14 protein-coding genes are annotated in these 16,922 nt (G+C 59.7%); 5 read left to right on the top strand and 9 right to left on the bottom strand.

The genetic code is table 11. The annotated features are described in order from the left end of the window. Together QQJ96_RS01420 and QQJ96_RS01415 are read left to right on the top strand one after the other, a co-directional pair. On the top strand, nucleotides 1-3,357 hold a 3,357-nt coding region (locus tag QQJ96_RS01420), incomplete at its 5' end, for a LysM peptidoglycan-binding domain-containing protein (protein WP_284330113.1). Nucleotides 3,358-3,367: 10 nt separating this feature from the next. Continuing rightward, on the top strand, nucleotides 3,368-3,886 hold the full coding sequence (locus tag QQJ96_RS01415; RefSeq protein WP_284330112.1) for a hypothetical protein: 519 nt from the start codon (nucleotides 3,368-3,370) through the stop codon (nucleotides 3,884-3,886). A gap of 465 nt (nucleotides 3,887-4,351) precedes the next feature. Here the strand turns inward: QQJ96_RS01415 and QQJ96_RS01410 are convergent, their stop codons facing one another. Further along, entirely contained in the window at nucleotides 4,352-5,242 is an 891-nt protein-coding gene (locus tag QQJ96_RS01410; RefSeq protein WP_284330111.1) for an integrase core domain-containing protein, read from the bottom strand. 241 nt (nucleotides 5,243-5,483) lie between these two features. Between QQJ96_RS01410 and QQJ96_RS01405 the strand changes: the two genes are divergently transcribed. Then, nucleotides 5,484-5,804, top strand: a complete 321-nt coding sequence (locus tag QQJ96_RS01405) for a hypothetical protein (RefSeq protein WP_284330110.1) — start codon at nucleotides 5,484-5,486, stop codon at nucleotides 5,802-5,804. A 152-nt stretch (nucleotides 5,805-5,956) separates the two neighbouring features. Here QQJ96_RS01405 and ubiA read toward each other — a convergent pair whose 3' ends face one another. Further along, on the bottom strand, nucleotides 5,957-6,982 hold the full coding sequence (gene ubiA, locus QQJ96_RS01400; RefSeq protein WP_284330109.1) for a 4-hydroxybenzoate octaprenyltransferase: 1,026 nt from the start codon (nucleotides 6,980-6,982) through the stop codon (nucleotides 5,957-5,959). A 218-nt stretch (nucleotides 6,983-7,200) separates the two neighbouring features. Between ubiA and QQJ96_RS01395 the strand changes: the two genes are divergently transcribed. After that, complete coding sequence (locus tag QQJ96_RS01395) at nucleotides 7,201-7,587, top strand: VOC family protein (protein ID WP_284330108.1); 387 nt, start codon at nucleotides 7,201-7,203, stop codon at nucleotides 7,585-7,587. A gap of 304 nt (nucleotides 7,588-7,891) precedes the next feature. Here the strand turns inward: QQJ96_RS01395 and QQJ96_RS01390 are convergent, their stop codons facing one another. Beyond that, the gene (locus QQJ96_RS01390) at nucleotides 7,892-8,833 is read right to left on the bottom strand and encodes a LysR substrate-binding domain-containing protein (RefSeq protein WP_284330107.1); all 942 of its coding nucleotides are present in this window, start codon (nucleotides 8,831-8,833) and stop codon (nucleotides 7,892-7,894) included. Nucleotides 8,834-9,051: 218 nt separating this feature from the next. Between QQJ96_RS01390 and QQJ96_RS01385 the strand changes: the two genes are divergently transcribed. After that, nucleotides 9,052-10,122 (top strand): DMT family transporter, encoded by a 1,071-nt coding sequence (locus QQJ96_RS01385; RefSeq protein WP_284330106.1) that lies wholly within the window; start codon nucleotides 9,052-9,054, stop codon nucleotides 10,120-10,122. Here QQJ96_RS01385 and ilvA read toward each other — a convergent pair. The 6 genes from ilvA to ilvD all read right to left on the bottom strand — a co-directional run bounded on the left by ilvA (nucleotide 10,034) and on the right by ilvD (nucleotide 16,919). Continuing rightward, a complete protein-coding gene (gene ilvA / locus QQJ96_RS01380; RefSeq protein ID WP_284330105.1) occupies nucleotides 10,034-11,599 on the bottom strand; it encodes a threonine ammonia-lyase, biosynthetic in 1,566 nt (521 codons plus the stop codon). The two genes, QQJ96_RS01385 and ilvA, sit on opposite strands and share 89 nt — an antisense overlap. Then, on the bottom strand, nucleotides 11,596-11,835 hold the full coding sequence (ilvN, locus tag QQJ96_RS01375; protein WP_284330104.1) for an acetolactate synthase small subunit: 240 nt from the start codon (nucleotides 11,833-11,835) through the stop codon (nucleotides 11,596-11,598). The genes ilvA and ilvN overlap by 4 nt, the downstream gene beginning before the upstream one ends. A 39-nt stretch (nucleotides 11,836-11,874) precedes the next feature. Beyond that, nucleotides 11,875-13,743 (bottom strand): biosynthetic-type acetolactate synthase large subunit, encoded by a 1,869-nt coding sequence (gene ilvB / locus QQJ96_RS01370; protein ID WP_284330123.1) that lies wholly within the window; start codon nucleotides 13,741-13,743, stop codon nucleotides 11,875-11,877. Nucleotides 13,744-13,812: 69 nt separating this feature from the next. Beyond that, nucleotides 13,813-14,127: a VOC family protein gene (locus QQJ96_RS01365; RefSeq protein WP_284330103.1), complete on the bottom strand. Its 315-nt coding sequence runs from the start codon at nucleotides 14,125-14,127 to the stop codon at nucleotides 13,813-13,815. A 75-nt stretch (nucleotides 14,128-14,202) separates the two neighbouring features. Continuing rightward, entirely contained in the window at nucleotides 14,203-15,219 is a 1,017-nt protein-coding gene (gene ilvC, locus QQJ96_RS01360) for a ketol-acid reductoisomerase (RefSeq protein ID WP_284330102.1), read from the bottom strand. Then, nucleotides 15,216-16,919 (bottom strand): dihydroxy-acid dehydratase, encoded by a 1,704-nt coding sequence (gene ilvD / locus QQJ96_RS01355; protein ID WP_284330101.1) that lies wholly within the window; start codon nucleotides 16,917-16,919, stop codon nucleotides 15,216-15,218. The genes ilvC and ilvD overlap by 4 nt, the downstream gene beginning before the upstream one ends. Nucleotides 16,920-16,922: the final 3 nt, after the last annotated feature.

The following is a 16,922-nucleotide window of genomic DNA, read 5'->3' as shown; positions in this document are numbered from 1 at the left end:
AGCTACAACGCGCTCGGTCAGCTCACGCTGGTGCAGACTGAGCAACCCGGTGGCACGACCTATTCGCCGTACGAAACCCGCAGCTACGACAACGACGGCCGCTTGGCCACCGATGTGTTCTACAACTTGCCCGGTCATCAGGGAGCGGGTACCTACAACGGTTCTTTGGTGACCTTCAGCGACGCGGGCTGGGTCCAGAGCGACACGTTCTACACCTACAACGCCGACGGCGAATTGGTCGATCAGAGCCAATACGCTGAAGAATCCGCACAAAACCTGATCAACCAATACGGCACCGGCGTGGCGAGCAGCGCCTACGCGACCCAGGACACGGCGGTGCCGAGCGCGCCATCGGGTACTACCGCGGGCGCCTTGTATCTGGTTACCGAGACCAACTACGCGGCCGCTGGCCCTGGCTACGGTTATGACGCCGATGGCAATGTGCTCGGCTATCGCGTCACCACCGGCACCACCACCCTCGTCAATGGCCAACCAAGCACCAGCACCAGTACCAGCGGGTACCTCAATAGCTACATCAAGCAGAACAGCTTGCTGCTGGCTAACACGGAGCTTACGCCGATTACGGGGAGCGGCAGCCCAAGCCCCAGCACGACCAACACGTACAACGACCTGGGTGAGCTGGCGAGCAGCACGGGTATCGTCAACGGCGTCAGCCAAAGCCAGGTGATGGCGTACACCTCGGGCGGTCAGCTGCTGCAGAAGAGCACCAGCAGCAACGGCAGCACGATCACCACCAGCTACGAGTCGGTCAACGAGAACGAACTGGGTAGTGTCGATACCACGGGCGCCATCGACGTGCTCAGCACCACCGGTGGCTACAGCAATAGCGGTACTGGCACGCAAAACTACACGGTGCGGGCCGGCGACACGTTGCAAGGGCTGGCACAGGCCATCTACGGCGATAGCAACTACTACTACATCCTGGCGCAAGCCAACGGCCTGGCGCCCACGGCCACGTTGACGGCCGGGATGATGTTGACGATCCCGCAGGTGACCACTGATACGAACGCGGCGAACACGTATCAGCCGTACTCGCAAGGCGCCTTGTTGAGTGGCAGCACCAATGCGCTGTACACCACGGCACAAATCCTGGCGATGTCGATCGATGCGGTGCTCAACCAGCAATCGGCGATTGCGCAGAGCGTCGCCCAGGTGGAAGAGCAGGAGCGGGAAGTGGCTGCTGCCCAGGCGCAGGCGGAACAGGCGGCACAGCTTGCCAGTCAGAAAAAGTCCCAGCTGACCCAGGACGAGCATGTCGCGGCGACCGCGCAACAGCAGGCGGCCAAAGCCCAGGGGGCGGTTATCGCGGCACAAGCGGCTGAACAGCAGGCGCAGGCCGCAACCCCCGCGCAGCAGGCGCAGGCCATGGAACTCGCTAAACAAGCTGCTTACAAAGTCGAGGCCGATGCGATCAGGAAGCAGTTGGGAAGCAGTGTGAGTGAATGGACCGCGGTGTACGGTACGAACGAGGCGCTGGTCAGGGCCTACAAAACGCAGAGGGCCTGGATCATCAACAAACCGATGAGGGATGAGATTTGGTCCTCGATCGAGGACTCGGACAGTCAAGGCTTGAATTTTAGTGCACCGGACGGCGCGCCAGGAGCCGCCTATCTCCAGACTCAAACGGAGATCGATACGTACAACCAAAAAATGGCTACGCGGATGGTGGACGCTATCTACCAGGCCAGTATCAGCGCGTTCTTCAAAAATTTCACCGATAAGATGATCGAAAATCTTGTGAATAACGCCGCCACGGATGCTAGCGGTGGCGATACGACGGGAGGCGACGGTACTGACAATTCGGATGGAGGCGGAAACGGCGGCGGAACCGGTTGGTCGAACTTTAGTCTGGCGACCGCGGGCACGGGAGTCGGGGGCGATACAGGTGGCTCGGGCGGCTCGGGTGGTGATCTGTCCGCTTACACCCAGCTGAGTGCGACGGCCACGCAAGATACGTCGCTATATAACCAGGACAATGCGCTGGTGCAGCAGGACCAGAACAATTACCAGGCGGCGAGCGAGCAGGCGCAACAGGACAATACCCAGGTGCAGCAAGCCAGCACGCAGGCGGCACAGCTTGATGCGCAGTTGGCTCAGGAGACGAGTAGCAGTGGAGGATTGGCAACTATCGACTCCAATGGAAATGGTGGCAATCGCGACCTGTACATTGGCGATGGCGCAGCCGAACAGCTTATTGCGTCAGAAGTTGGGGTGGGGAATGCCACCGCATCGACGGATAGCAATAGCAATAACCTCGCGTCTTTCCTTGGCGGCGCGCAAATGTTGTCGGACAGCTCATCTCTTGCGAATCTTACGAACGACACTGGAGGGGCCTCTTCTGTGCTTTTGGGCGGTACGGGAGGCTCAGGGTCCCTTTCTAGTCTCACTTGCAGTGCACCTGGACTGGATGGCAATGCGCAAGGCGATCAAGGGCAGTCGAATGACCCCCTGTTGCAAAGTGCCGAAGAGTACGCCAAGCAAGGGCCCAGCCTCTATGAGATATTGAACGGCATAGGCGCTACGCCAATATCGTTTGCATTGGGTGCCTATCAGGGTGTTCAAGATGGCGAGCAAATACTGAAAAATCAGTTCTCTGCACTTCCGGGCGAAATCCTAAACGGAATAAAATCCATTCCCGGAAAGCTTGCGGAGGCCGATTCTGGCCTCTTGAACTTCGTGTTTAACACTAGCCAACAACAGCAAGGTCAGATTGTTGGATCAATCCTTCAGGCTGTCAGTTCAAACAACATTGCAGATTCGATAAGCAGTCATTTGGATGCGTTCAATAAGTCTGTAATTAGGGAATTTCAGACCGCCACGCCCGAGCAAATGGGGTACGATACGGGCTACAACGTGACAGTAAACTCCCCTATGATAGCTGCTAACATCGCGCTAGATGGGGAGGCTGAAGCTCTTACATGTGTCGCCGACGATGGCAAGGGAATTTTCAGCGCCAGCAGTTTGGTTCCAGACAAAACAGGAACCGTCTGGGATTCGATTAATCCTACGCAGGACGCTTATGATGGTACTCAAATCCCACGTTCCTTCACGCTGTCTACGCATGGCGCTGACGTTTGGGTGGCACCGAATGCAAGTGAGCATATGGCGGAGTATGCCCTCGGTAACAATGGATCAGCCGGTGGATTTAGCCCTAATTTAGTGAATCTGAACTCTCAAATTCAGTTGAGTAGCCTACAGGCTGCAGTGGGTGACGCCACTGCTAACGGAGTCTCTTACGGAACCCTGATAAATCAAGGTGATTGGGAGCTAATATTCTCTCCTCCGCGGCAGTCTGGCCAATTGCCAGCTCTGATTCATGCTCTCCCGACTAATTAAGGAAGTAAAAATGTTAAAAATCGTTGATTTCGCTAGTTCGACAGATTATTCGTGTCTGGTTAATGTGAATGAGTATGTGCCTATTACCTTTCGCACGCAGCGACAGCCGCTGGGGGGCGCGCGTTATATTCGGATGGGTAATTTTGAAAATAATCTATTGGAGTTGATAGTTTCCTCCGATTCGATGACCTTAAGAGGAGTGACCGTAACTCTCGTCGGTGAGGTTGGACATAATCTTATGCGTGGGGTCGATACCGGTCCCACTGGTCTTCCTGTTTTGGAGCTGCCGGGCGGTACTGAATTTACCGGGCCTGCGTCTGCTCGGCGGGCAAATATTGGTTGTAACTTTTCCTTGGCAACATCTGAGGATATTGCTGAGATTAGCATTAACGAAAACAAGGATTTTGATTCGCGTGTAAGTTATGGTGACGTATGGTTCTTGATACGCAACGAAGAGCTCGTGGGTATCAGATTTTTAAATCTTGATATTGAGTCTATTAGTATGATCAGGTCTTTTAATCGCGTATAGTTCCAAACACGACAGTAGCGGATGCGGAAGTTGCTCAGCCAGGAAAGGCACTGCAAACCTACTGGCCGCTGCCCCGTCCGCGTCCGCCAAAGTAAAAGTATCCCCACAAACGGAATCTGGGACATCCATCAAATAGGTGCCCCGTCCGCGTCCGCCAAAGTAAAAATTTCCCCGCAACCGGGGTGAGTTCGTGAAGTCCAGCGAGCGAAGGCGGTCAAATGGTGATCGTTGCCCCGTCCGCGTCCGCCAAAGTAAAAATTTCCCCGCAACCGGGGTGAGTTCGTGAAGTCCAGCGAGCGAAGGCGGTCAAATGGTGATCGTCTTCGCTCTCGATCGTTTAGATATGGACTGCTCTTCTGTCGCCAAATCCTTCACTTTTGGTTGAATCTGTAATGACACACAATCCGAACACAGGGCTCTCCCCTGATAGTCGATAGCTGTCTTGCGTGCGAAGAGTAAGGTCAGCTACCTGCGAACGTGATATCCCCTGAGCAACCCATCCCAAGCAATGAATCGCATGACCGACTTCGGCGCATGCGTGGACGGATTTATACCGTGCCAAGCCTCCCAAGGCGTCCAGCCATCCAAATGCTGATGAGGCCGTATGCAGTTGTACCAGAAACGGAATTCATCTAGCGCCTGATTCAAGCCGAGGCCGTGGTACACGGTAAGCCTATCCAGCTTTTCCTTCAACGTACCAAACAATCGTTCGATGCGGCCATTCTGCCATGGCGATCCCGGCCTGCTACGCTGATGCCGAATACCCAGGCACATCAATCCAAAGCGGAAGATCCGCGACGTAAAGCATGCTTCATTATCGGTCTTGATGATGCATGGCAACCCGTGAACCTTGGCCGCTGCAATGATGGCTTCGAGCAATGCTAAGGCCGAGCGTTGCCTAATCGTATGCATCGCCAGAGCCATGCGGCTGCCTGCGTCTATCATGCCGACAATAGTGTGCGATGTACCATGGATATCTTCGGCACCCGTCATATCCACACCCCAGGTGTGGTTGCGAGGCGAGGGCAGTGGTCGTCGATGCCTATATTGCTTGCTGAGTTGAAGGGCTTGGTAACGATGAGCGCGAATCTGTTCGGCCACGAAGCTCTTTCCAACACTTACGCCGACTTTGGCTTTATGCAGGCCGTTGAACGTCGCTGTCACCTTTCGCGAGCCGAAGCCGGTTTCTTGATGGATGCGAATAACCTCGTCGACCACCCACGCGGGCTTGCGTGGACAATGTCGATACGGCTTTTGCATTCGTTTACGGCGATAGCATTTTTCCTGTTGGCGATGAAGAAAACGGTGCAGCCATCGCCAGAGACAAGTGATGAGTAAATGCACTAATTTTTGCATCCGAAGATCCAATGCGGACGAGGCGCGCGACAGGATTGATCCAGCTACGAAAACCGCACACGCAAAGCGACGATCCCCTACATCATCTACCCCATCGATTTGATAATGTGGGCATGTCACCCACGCTATCAATTTTCCCTGTGTGCGTGACCCTTGCAGCAATGCCAGGAAAAGCGTGGACCGTGAGAGTTGGCCGCTCCCACGATCCACTGAACCACAAACAACTTTCAAGGAGTTGCTCATGGTCTCCAAGAATAGTACGACACGCGCACGCCCTTCTGAAACCTTCTGGCTCGGTGAGCCGCCGCGGTTTCCCAAAGACCCACAAAGAAACGAGCGGTACGCCTACTTGATGAAGTTTGCGGGTACCAGCGTGGCCATCCAGGTCATTCGAGGGTTGCTGAAGAGCAGCGAAGCCTTTAATCGCGCAAAAGCCTACAACAGGCTACCGGAACCCGGCGCATTGCCGCTTACTCCCACGCAGGTCGATGGCCTGTGTGCGGCTTTGTATTTTCTTCATCGGCATGGAGATGCCATGTTAATGAAGGAGCATGAGAGTTAGCTTGTTCTCGCATGCATAGTACTAATGCGACGCGTCAATCGGAGGATGGCGCGTCGCTAAAAGGTGGAGCGCGCACGAATAAGCTGCAATGTGGGCCGAGGAGTTAATGATCTATTGAGATCACGTAACTCAAAGTAGCCTCGTCTCACAGTTCACCGTACAGCAAGTGCTAGCGCGATACCTATCCACAAGCTAAGTCCCACCCAGTTGTTGTTCCGAAATGCCGTAAGGCATGCCTCGCGCTCGCGATTCCGAATTAGCCATTGCTGCCAGCCAAACAGTCCGGCTGCCGCTATTACTCCCAGCCAATACGGCCAGCCCAGATGCCCACGCGTGCCGATCATCACCAGGGCAACCATCAGCGTGCCCATCAGCACGCCGATGATCAGCAAGTCCGCATCGCCGAACAGAATGGCAGTGGAGCGCGCCCCGGCCTTGAGATCGTCCTCGCGATCCACCATCGCGTACTCGGTGTCGTAGATCACCGACCACAGGATATTGGCTATGAATAGCAACCATCCCAGCGGTGGCACGGTGTTCTGCACGGCGGCGAACGCCATCGGGATGGCCCAGCCAAAAGCTGCGCCCAGCACTACTTGCGGAAAATCCGTGTAGCGCTTGGTGAAGGGATAGAGCGCAGCCAGTGCGGCACCAATGAAGGAGAGCTTGATGGTCAGCGGATTGGTCAACAACACCAGCAGGAAGGCGAACACCAACAGGCTGGCGAAGACGATCAACGCCTCGCGTGGTGTCACGCGGCCGGAGGCGATGGGTCTGCCTGCCGTGCGAGCTACCTGCGGGTCGAGCTTGCGGTCGGCATAGTCGTTGATGGCGCAGCCGGCCGCGCGCATCGCAAAGACACCCAGCGTAAAGATGAGCAGCGGCTTCCATGGCGGCAGGTCGCCGGCTGCCAGCCATAGTGCCCACCAGGTTGGCCACAGCAGCAGCAGGGCGCCGATGGGCCGGTCCATGCGGGTTAGCACCAGGATGTCGTGCGCCTTCTGGCGGTGGCGCTCCGGCAGCTTCTGTAGCAGCCAGTCCAGTACGCTTGCGGCGCGTGTGGAGCTATCGGCCGGGCGGTCCGGCTGCGCACGCGTTGGGGCGTTTGAAGCTCGCGCACGGTGTGGCGCAGGAGCGGGGGAGGTTCGCCGGGGGCGCTTGCGGGAAGTCGGGGCCATGACGGCAAGTGTAGCTTGCCCCTTTACGCCGAAACGGTGCTGCAGGAGCAGTTTGAGGGCAACGAACCCCGATGCCGGCTTGCCACACGCCGGATGCAGGGGTTTTCCCTAGCTTACAGGCAACTTACAAAGTTTGTGCCGCGCGGCCACCTCAGTAGTACAGTGTGCCCGCCAAGGAGATAGGTCCGGGGGGACCTATGGCATCGGGAGGCACGTCCATGAACATCGCCATCGCTCACATTGCACTGATCGTGCGGGATCCCGCACGCACAGCAGGATTGTTCGCGGACGTGCTCGGTGCACAGGTGATCGCCGACTGCCCTGACGATCTCGGGCATTCGCAGACCTTTGCGAAGTACGGCGGCGTGTGGTTTGTGCTGCGGCAGGGGGATGGTCCTTCCTGCCGCAATGGCGACCATATCGCGTTCGAAGTCGGTCGCGACGAATTGAAGACTTATGCCGGCAAGCTGGCTACTTACGACGTCGAGCACTTCATGGCGCGCGAAGATACGGCGTTGTATTTCACCGATTACGACAATCATGTGTTCGAGTTGGATGCGGGTGGTTCGCTCGATGAGGTGCTTGCAGGAACCCTGCAGGCTTAGGCATTCATCGATCGCGCGTAGGCTGGGATGGTAATCCTGAGGTATCCCCACATTTTTCCTTTACCTGCATACGTGCCCCAAATGCCGTCATTCCCGCGAAAGCGGGAATCCATTTTCAGGATGCATCAGAGCGAGATGGATTCCCGCTTTCGCGGGAATGACGGCCCGTTTCTTTGGATGTCAGCGGGCTAAAACGCAGCTGCTTGATTTTTACGGGATCCAAGAGCAAAAAACGTGGGGAAACCTCAGGATGGTAATCCCAGCATCGGGGCGGCGTGCGGGAAGCTGGGATTATCATCCCAGCCTACTTGTTTGGCGCAAGCTTGCGCGTCTGATCGAATTGCTGGGCCTCAGACGTCAGCCATTCCATAAACGCGGCCACGCGGTGCGCATGAGGTTGACGGCACATCAGCACATATTTGGCTGGGGCGCGCACATACTTGCCCAAGACGGCGACAAGTCGGCGTGAGGCAAGTTCCTCGGCTACCAGGGCATGACGCACCAGTGCAACGCCTTGGTGATTGAGCGCCGCGCTTATTACCAAGCTCGCGAGGTTGAATTCCAAGCCATGCACCATGTCGATCTGTCCCGGGGTGACAGCGTCGAGCCAAGTCTTCCACTCGATAAGCGCCGGAGCGTTATCCCAGGGCTCTGCATCATGCAAAAGCGTGACGCTCGAAAGCCAGGTCTTGGTGGCGGACGGTGGATGATCGCGCAGGTATTCGGGCGTGGCGACCACCAGCAAATACTCATCGAAAAGGGTGCGGCAGTAAGGGGTGTCATTGGTGACGGGCACGTAGCGTATGGCTATGTCAATGCCTTCTGTCTCCAATGCGCCAAGATCGAGGTCTTGATACTCGGCTCTCAGTCGTACGCTTATGTCCGGATGAACGGATCGGAACGCCTGCAGCCGTGGCACGAGCCATTGCAAGGCAAAGGATGGCAGGCAACTGATCTGTAGCGATGCGTCCGGATTGCTCAGTTCATGCAAAGCTTCCTTGAGATCGCCCAGCGCTCCCGCCGCTGCGCGGTACAGCAACTCGCCCTTTGGAGTGAGCGCCAAGCCGCGCGATTGGCGCACGAACAGCTCGTAGCCAAGCCGACTTTCCAGGTGCCGGATCTGCTGGCTTACGGCGCTTTGGGTAAGGTGCAGGGCTTGCGCGGCTTTAGTGAAACTCTTCAGCCGCGCCGCGGCTACGAAGCAAGGCAACATGCCAAGGATGGAGGGGTCCAGTAGGTTGTCCATAAGCCTGATTAATTACTCCATTAGAAAATATCGCTACTGCGTAGCGACGCATACGCCATAGCATGGCGGCGTTGTCCAAAAATTAAAAGGAAGTTGCCACATTTAAGGCTGCTGCCAAGGATGCCTCGGGAGTGGATATTCCTTCCGAGAAGACATAGCGAAAGATTATATCCCTTTGTGTGGGCTAAAGCCCACGCGTTATCTCGTCGGTGCTATTTATGCAAACCCATAGCAAGGCTCGTCTACAAATGCATTTCTGCGCATTTTTGTGGGGATTTACTGCCATTTTCGGCAAGCTGATCACGCTGTCGGCTGTGGCGTTGGTGTGTTGGCGCATGCTTCTGGTGTGCGGCGCCCTACTCCTATTGCCGAGCGTCTGGCGTGGCTTGCGTGTCATGCCACTGAAGCTGTGCATGACCTACGCTGGCATCGGCGTGGTGGTGGCTTCGCACTGGTTGATTTTCTATGCGTCGATCAAGTTGGCCAATGCCTCGGTAGCCGCTGCATGCATCGCACTGGCTCCCGCTTTTTTAGCCTTTGTCGAACCTTTGCTGGCCAAGCGCAGATTCAATCCGCGCGAGTTGTTGATCGCCATCGTCACCATTCCTGGGGTGATAATGGTGGTAGGCGGCGTACCCGGCAACATGCACGCGGGCATTGTGCTAGGCGTGATCGCCGCACTGTTCTTGGCGCTGTACTATTCATTCAATAAACGCATGGTCCACCATGGTGATCCGTTGACCGTCACCTGCATCGAGATGGGGGCGGGCGCGCTATTTTTGGTAGCGATGGCACCGCTGCTGCCGCATGCGGGGCAGGTGTTACCGCTGCCAAGTCCGCACGATGCGGTATGGCTGTTGGCCCTATCGTTTGGTTGCACATTGCTGCCGTTCTCATTGATGCTGGTTGCAATGCGCCATGTAAGCGCGTTTGCCTCGCAAATAATCACCAATCTGGAGCCCGTATACTCCGTGGTATTGGCGGGGCTGTTCCTGGGTGAGCAGCGGCAGCTGGGCGTATGGTTTTATGTTGGCGTAGTGGTGATTGTTGGCGCGGTGTTCGCGCATCGGGACACCGCGCCAAAAGCGGCGAGCCGCGATACCGGCGAAGTAGTGGCGTCTGGTAGAAAGCTGGCATCTCGGCTGCTTCTGGCCCGATGGACATTGTGGACTGGGAGCCGGCCCTGGCGCATTCGGCAACTCAGGCTTCAACGCACAACAGGAGTCGATACGCGGGATTGCCGCTCTCGTCAACGCAAGGATAGCCAAGTCCTGCAAGAAAATTCTTGAGCAGTTCCAGTTCGCTCGGAGGTACCTGGATGCCGACCAGGATGCGGCCGTAATCCGCGCCATGATTGCGATAGTGGAACAGGCTGATGTTCCAGTCCGGATGCATGCGATCCAGGAAACGCGCCAGTGCCCCGGGCCGCTCGGGGAAGTCGAAGCGATACAGCCGCTCGTCGCGAGCCAGCGGCGAGCGGCCGCCGATCATGTGGCGTAAATGCAGCTTTGCGAGTTCATCGTCGGTGAGGTCGAGCACGCCGAAGTCATTGGCGCGAAAGGCCTCCGCCAGCGCCTCGCGTTCGCCACGCTTGGCCGTTTGCACGCCAACGAAAATATGCGCGGCCTGGGCGTCGCCAATGCGGTAATTGAATTCGGTGATCGAATGCTGTCCCAGCGCGGCGCAGAAGCGGCGAAAACTGCCGCGCTGCTCCGGGATGGTCACCGCGAATACGGCTTCGCGTTGTTCGCCTACTTCCGCACGTTCGGCCACGAAACGCAGGCGGTCGAAATTCATGTTGGCGCCGGAAACCACCGCCACCAAGGAGCCTGCGCATTCGCCATGCGCGGCGACGTATTGCTTCAAGCCGGCCAGCGCCAGCGCCCCCGAAGGTTCGGGAATGCTGCGCGTGTCCTGGTAGATGTCACGAATGGCCGCGCAAATGGCGTCGGTATCCACGCGCAACACTTCGTCGAGATACTGCTGGCACAGGGAAAAGGTTAGCGTGCCTACTTGCTTGACGGCGGTGCCGTCCGCAAACAGGCCGACTTCGTCCAGCAACACGCGCTCTCCCGCTTCGATCGCACGCGCCATCGCGTCAGCATCGCTGGCTTGAACACCGATGACGCGCACGCCTGGGCGGCGCGCCTTGATCACAGCTGCCATGCCGGCGGCCAGGCCGCCGCCGCCGATCGGTACAAACACGGCGTGCAAGGGCCCTTGGTGTTGATCCAGCAGCTCCAGTGCGATGGTGGCCTGACCGGCAATTACATCCAGGTCGTCGAAGGGATGCACGAACGTAGCGTCGCGCTGGTCACGCAGGCGCTGGGCTTCCGCTTGCGCGTCGCTGTACGAATCGCCGTGCAGTACCACCTCCGCATACGCACCACCGAAGCGCCGCACCGCGTCGACTTTCACCTGCGGCGCAGTCACCGGCATCACGATCATTGCGGGAATTTTCAATCGCGAAGCAGCCAAGGCCACGCCTTGCGCATGATTGCCAGCTGAGGCCGCGATTACGCCACGCAGGCGTTCGGCGGCATCGAGCTGTGCCATGCGGTTGTAGGCGCCGCGCAGCTTGAACGAAAACACCGGTTGCTGATCTTCGCGCTTGAGCCATACATCAGCGCCGAGTCGCGCGGAAAGCAGCGGTGCGCGTTCCAAAGCGGTATGCTGCGCTACTTCGTAGACACGCGCCACTTCCGCACGACGCAATATGGCCGCGGCGGTGGGTGCCGATGGTTTGTCCGCGAGCTGTGCGTTCATGCGTGCGTCGCGTGTTGTACCTGCAATACGTCCACCAGTTTGCGCGTCTGCTGCAGGATTTGCGTGAGCGCGGCGTTGTCGCCGCGCACAGTCAGGATCAGGTGCGATACCGCCGGATCGGTCGTGGGCGCCACGGTCAGCGTGTCGATGTTATGTCCGCGCGCGGCAAACAGGCCTGCGACGCGAACCAAGGCGCCGGCTTCGTTCTGCAGAAGGATGGAAAGCGTGTGTTGCATGAGCCTGTTCCCGTGTGACGTGTCTTGAGCGTGGGTGGTTCAGAAGGCGTCGGCGGCAGCCGCTTCGCCGGTTTGCGCCACCGTGCGGGCTGGAATGAAGTCGCCGGTGATCATCTGCGAGTAGTTAGCACCGGGACCGACCATCGGATACACACCGGCATCCGGGTCGATCATCACTTCCAGGAAGGCCGGACCGTCGAAAGCAAGGAACTCGGCGATGGTGGCGGCCAGGTCCTCAGGGCGCTCCAGGCGGCGTGCCCAGCCGAAACCGTCGGCTTCGGCGGCACGCACGAAATCCTTGCGATGCAAGCTCTTGTCGGAGGAGGCGAAGCGGGCCTTGAAGAACAGCTTCTGCCACTGGCGCACCATGCCGTCGCCAACATTGTTCAACACCACGATCTTGACCGGCAGGCCGTAGGTGGTGACGGTTTCCAGCTCGCCCAGGTTCATGCGGATGCTGGCATCGCCGTCGATGTCGATCACCAGCGCGTCGCGCTGCGCGAACTGGGCGCCAACCGCGGCGGGCAGGCCGAAGCCCATCGTGCCCATCGAGCCGGAGGTAAGCCAATGCCGCGGCGCGCGGAAATCCAGGTATTGCGCCGCCCACATCTGGTGCTGGCCCACGCCGGTGCTGATGATGGCGCGGCCCTGCGTGTGGCGGTTGATCTCTTCCAAGACGGCGTAGGGCTGGATCAAGTTGCTGTCGCGGTCGTAGTTCATCGCGTGCCTGCGTTTCAAGGCGGCGACATGCGCATGCCAATCGGCCAGCGCCGGCTGGTCGCCGTGAGCCTTGCCGTATTGCGTAAGGCGTTGCAGTGCACGGTCCAGCGGGCCGACATGATGCCAGTCGGCGTGCTTCACCTTGTTGATCTCGGCCGGATCGATGTCGACATGCGCGATGAATCTGGCTTTCGGTGCGAATTGGGACGGCACACTGGCGACCCGGTCATCGAAGCGCGCGCCCAGCGCGAACAGGAAATCGCAATCCTCCACCGCGTAATTGGCATAGGCGGTGCCGTGCATGCCCAGCATGTGTAGCGCCAGCGGATGGGTGGTGTCGAAGCCGCCGATGCCCATCAAGGTGGTGGTGACCGGCAGGCCGAAGGTCTCGGCAAACTCGCGCAACAACGCTGCCGCGCCACTGGCGATGACGCCACCGCCGGCATAGATCAGTGGGCGCTTGGCCTGGCGTAGTGCCTGGAAAAAAGCGGCACAGTCGGCATCGCTCAGCGTGGCCTGCTCCACCGCGCGCAAGCGTGCGCGGTAGCCGGGAAGAGGTAGTTCCTCCTTGCCGTCGAACACAACCGTCGCGTTCTGGATGTCTTTGGGCACATCCACCACCACCGGGCCGGGCCGCCCGCTGCGCGCGATGGCGAACGCGGTGCGCAGCGTGGCTTCCAGGCGCTCGGCTTCGGTCACCAGAAACACGTGCTTGGCGCAGGCGCTCATGATGTTGCTGATCGGAGCCTCCTGGAAGGCATCGCTGCCGATCGCCTGCGTGGCTACCTGCCCACAGACCACCACCATCGGAATTGAATCGGCCATGGAATCGCGCACCGGCGTCACCATGTTGGTGGCGCCCGGACCGGAAGTAACGATGGCTACGCCTACCTTGCCCGACGCGCGCGCATAACCCGATGCCATGAAGCCGGCACCTTGTTCGTTGGCCGGCACGATCAGCGGCATCGGTTCGCTGCCATCGGGCTTGGGGTGTTCCGCGTTGTGACGGAACACCGCGTCGTAAACCGGCAGGATCGCGCCGCCGGAATAACCGAACAGTACGTCCACGCCTTCATCCGCCAGCACTCGTACGACGACATCCGCACCGCTCATGGCAAGACCTGCCAGCGGATGGCGCGCGATGGCCGGTTCGGCCTCGGCGATGGATGGGGGTTTGCGCAATGGCATGTTCACGTCGATCCCTTGGTGATGTTGGAAGCGTGTGGTAAACGAAACAATGGCGGGGCAGCGTGCCGATCAAGTCCGGACCGGCACGCCGTACATCTGAACGATGCGCTCGTCTTGCGCGTGCGAGGAAAAGAGTTCCCACTCGATGCCGTTCACATCTGCTGTGCTGGTGAAATCCTTCGCGCTGTCGTCCTCGAAGCCGATATGCCGCAGCTGGCCGGCGCGCTCGGCGTTCTGGTTGATCGAGAAATTCAGCAACTCCGTGCGCCACATCGCGTACTTGCCCTCGACCACGACGGCTGGCTGCCGACCCAGGCGCACGCTGTAGTCGGCGATGGAAGCGCCGAGATCGCCAACTGCCAGGGCAATGTGGAAACGTTTCATAGATGCATTCCTGAAAGGAACCATGCGGCGCTCACCGCCGGAGGCAGGGGGAGCGAAGTGAGCGCCGCATGGTGTTTAACCCACCTTTTTCAGCGCCGGTTGGCCACTCTTGGCGCCGCTCTGCAGCCACGCCATGCGCGCGCGCAGCTTGGCGCCGACCTGTTCGATCGGATGCTCCAGGTCGGCCTGCTTGAACTTCTTGTAGTTCGGCAGGCCGGCCTGGTATTCGGCGACCCAGTTGCGCGTGAAGGTGCCGTCTTGGATGTCCTTCAGCACTGCCTTCATGCGCTCCTTGGTACCGGCGTCGATGACACGCGGGCCGCTGACGTAGTCGCCGTATTGCGCGGTTTCGGAGACGAACTCCAGCATCTTGGTGATGCCGCCTTCGTAGAACAGGTCGACGATCAGCTTCAGCTCATGCAGCACTTCGTAGTAGGCAATCTCGGGTTGATAGCCGGCTTCGACCAGCGTTTCGAAGCCCTTCATCACCAGCTCGCTGGCGCCACCGCACAGCACGGCCTGCTCGCCGAAGAGATCCGTTTCGGTTTCTTCCTTGAAGTCGGTCTTGATCAGCATCGCGCGAGCACCGCCCAGGCCCGCGGCGTAGGCGGTGGCCTTTTCTTCAGCGTGACCGCTCACATCCTGATGCACGGCGTAGATACAGGGCACGCCGCGTCCGCGTTCGTACTCGGTGCGCACCAGTGCGCCCGGACCCTTCGGTGCGACCAGTACCACGTCGATGTCGGTGCGCGGCTCGATCATCTTGAAGTGCACGTTCAAGCCGTGCGCGAACAGCAGCGCGGCACCGGGCTTGATGTTCGGCTCGATCGACTGCTGGTACAGCGCGGGCTGCACCATGTCCGGCGTGAGCACCGCGACCAGGTCGGCATCGCGCACCGCTTCGGCCGGTTCAACTACATGGAAGCCATCGGCAACCGCCTTGTGCCAGGTGGGGCCGTTCGGGCGCAGGCCGACGACGACATCCAGGCCGGAGTCCTTCAGGTTGAGCGCGTGGGCGCGGCCCTGGCTGCCGTAGCCAAGAACGGCGATGCGCGCCTTGGCGAGCGTTTCGGTGGTGGCGGTGGTGCTCATGCGGTGACTCCTGCTTCGGAATGGGAGGTGGTGGCTTGCTTGGATGAACGGGTGGAGGGTTGCGTGGTGGCGCCTTGAGAGGCCGAGCCCACCAGTTGTGCGTATTTGGCGAGCGCGCCGCGCGTGACCTTCGGTGCCGGCGGTTGCCAGCCGGCGCGGCGCGTGGCGAGATCGGCATCGGTGGAGATCGTGCGCGACTGCGCGTCGATCACGATGCGATCGCCTTCATGCAGCAGGGCGATCGGGCCACCGCGTGCGGCTTCCGGTGCGATGTGGCCCACCATGAAACCGTGCGTGGCGCCGGAGAAGCGGCCATCGGTGATCAGCGCGACGTCGTTGCCCAGGCCACGGCCAATCAGTGCGGCAGTGACGCCCAGCATCTCGCGCATACCGGGGCCGCCGGCCGGGCCTTCGTTGCGGATCACGATCACGTCACCCGTTTCGATCTTGCCGGCCTGCACGGCGGCAAAAGCCTGCTCCTCGCTTTCGAACACGCGCGCGCGCCCTTCGAAATGCGTGGCGCCCTTGCCGGCCAGTTTCAGGATGCAGCCTTCCGGCGCCAGATTGCCGTACAGGATCGAATAGCCGCCGCGCGGTTTCAGTGGTTGGCTTACCGGGTGCACGACGTCTTGCTGTTCGGCGCGCGGTGCCGCGGCACATTCCTCGAACAGGCTGCGGCCGGTGACGGTGGGGCTGTCTTCGAGCATGTTCGCGGCAATCAGTTCCTGCGCGACGCGTGCGCTGCCGCCGGCGCCGAACAATTCCACCGCGGTGTAACGGCCACCGGGCATCAGGTCGGCGATCACCGGTGTGTGCACGGAGGCGGGTTCGAAATCCTCGATCGTCCACGGCACGCCAGCCTCAGAAGAGATGGCCAGCAGATGCAGCACGGCATTGGTGGAGCCTGCTGTGGCGGCCACCATACGTGCGGCATTACGGAACGCCGTCTGGCTCAGGATGTCGAGCGGCCTACGTTGTTCACGCAGGCAATCCATCACCAATTCGCCACAACGGAAGGCGGCGTGCTGTTTTGCCGGGTGCGTGGCGGGAATATCGTTGAAGCCCATCGGCGACAAGCCCAACGTCTGCAGCACCATCGCCATGGTGTTAGCGGTGAACTGGCCACCGCAGGCGCCGGCACCCGGGCAGGCGTCTTTTTCAACCGCGGTCAGTTCGGCATCGTCGATCTTGCCGGCGCCATGCGCGCCGACCGCCTCAAAAACCTGCTGGATGGTGATCGGATGGTCATGGTGGTTGCCGTGCGCGATGCTGCCGCCGTACAGCGCAACGGCAGGAATATTCAGACGCGCCATCGCCATGGCCGCAGCCGGGATGGTCTTGTCGCAACCGCATAGCACCACCATCGCGTCGAGGCAGTGGCCATCGACGGCCAGCTCGATCGAATCGGTGATCACCTCGCGGCTGATCAGCGAAGCACGCATGCCGGGCGTACCCATGGCAATGCCATCGGTGACCGCAATGGTGTTGAATTCGATCGGTGTGCCGCCCGCGGCGCGAATGCCGGCCGAAACATGTTCGGCCAGTTCGCGCAGGTTGAGGTTGCACGGGCTGACGTTGGACCAGGTGTGCACCACCGCTACTAGTGGCTTGGTGATGTCCCCGTCCTGCAAGCCGGTGGCGCGCAGCATCGCGCGCGCCGGAGCGCGGTCGGGGCCAGATTTGATCAGATCGCTACGCATCGG

This window comes from Dyella flagellata (assembly GCF_030160275.1).
Classification (GTDB): domain Bacteria; phylum Pseudomonadota; class Gammaproteobacteria; order Xanthomonadales; family Rhodanobacteraceae; genus Dyella_B; species Dyella_B flagellata.
This window is presented reverse-complemented; position numbering and strand designations above follow the sequence as displayed.

What these genes read in the sequence shown, in the direction of transcription:
- QQJ96_RS01415 (WP_284330112.1), top strand. Translation starts at nt 3,368, where the DNA reads ATGTTAAAAATCGTTGATTTCGCTAGTTCGACAGATTATTCGTGTCTG.
- ilvA (WP_284330105.1), bottom strand. Translation starts at nt 11,599, where the DNA reads ATGAACGCACAGCTCGCGGACAAACCATCGGCACCCACCGCCGCGGCC.
- ilvB (WP_284330123.1), bottom strand. Translation starts at nt 13,743, where the DNA reads ATGCCATTGCGCAAACCCCCATCCATCGCCGAGGCCGAACCGGCCATC.
- ilvC (WP_284330102.1), bottom strand. Translation starts at nt 15,219, where the DNA reads ATGAGCACCACCGCCACCACCGAAACGCTCGCCAAGGCGCGCATCGCC.
- QQJ96_RS01410 (WP_284330111.1), bottom strand. Translation starts at nt 5,242, where the DNA reads ATGCAAAAATTAGTGCATTTACTCATCACTTGTCTCTGGCGATGGCTG.
- ilvN (WP_284330104.1), bottom strand. Translation starts at nt 11,835, where the DNA reads ATGCAACACACGCTTTCCATCCTTCTGCAGAACGAAGCCGGCGCCTTG.
- QQJ96_RS01365 (WP_284330103.1), bottom strand. Translation starts at nt 14,127, where the DNA reads ATGAAACGTTTCCACATTGCCCTGGCAGTTGGCGATCTCGGCGCTTCC.
- QQJ96_RS01385 (WP_284330106.1), top strand. Translation starts at nt 9,052, where the DNA reads ATGCAAACCCATAGCAAGGCTCGTCTACAAATGCATTTCTGCGCATTT.
- ubiA (WP_284330109.1), bottom strand. Translation starts at nt 6,982, where the DNA reads ATGGCCCCGACTTCCCGCAAGCGCCCCCGGCGAACCTCCCCCGCTCCT.
- QQJ96_RS01395 (WP_284330108.1), top strand. Translation starts at nt 7,201, where the DNA reads ATGAACATCGCCATCGCTCACATTGCACTGATCGTGCGGGATCCCGCA.
- QQJ96_RS01405 (WP_284330110.1), top strand. Translation starts at nt 5,484, where the DNA reads ATGGTCTCCAAGAATAGTACGACACGCGCACGCCCTTCTGAAACCTTC.
- QQJ96_RS01390 (WP_284330107.1), bottom strand. Translation starts at nt 8,833, where the DNA reads ATGGACAACCTACTGGACCCCTCCATCCTTGGCATGTTGCCTTGCTTC.
- ilvD (WP_284330101.1), bottom strand. Translation starts at nt 16,919, where the DNA reads ATGCGTAGCGATCTGATCAAATCTGGCCCCGACCGCGCTCCGGCGCGC.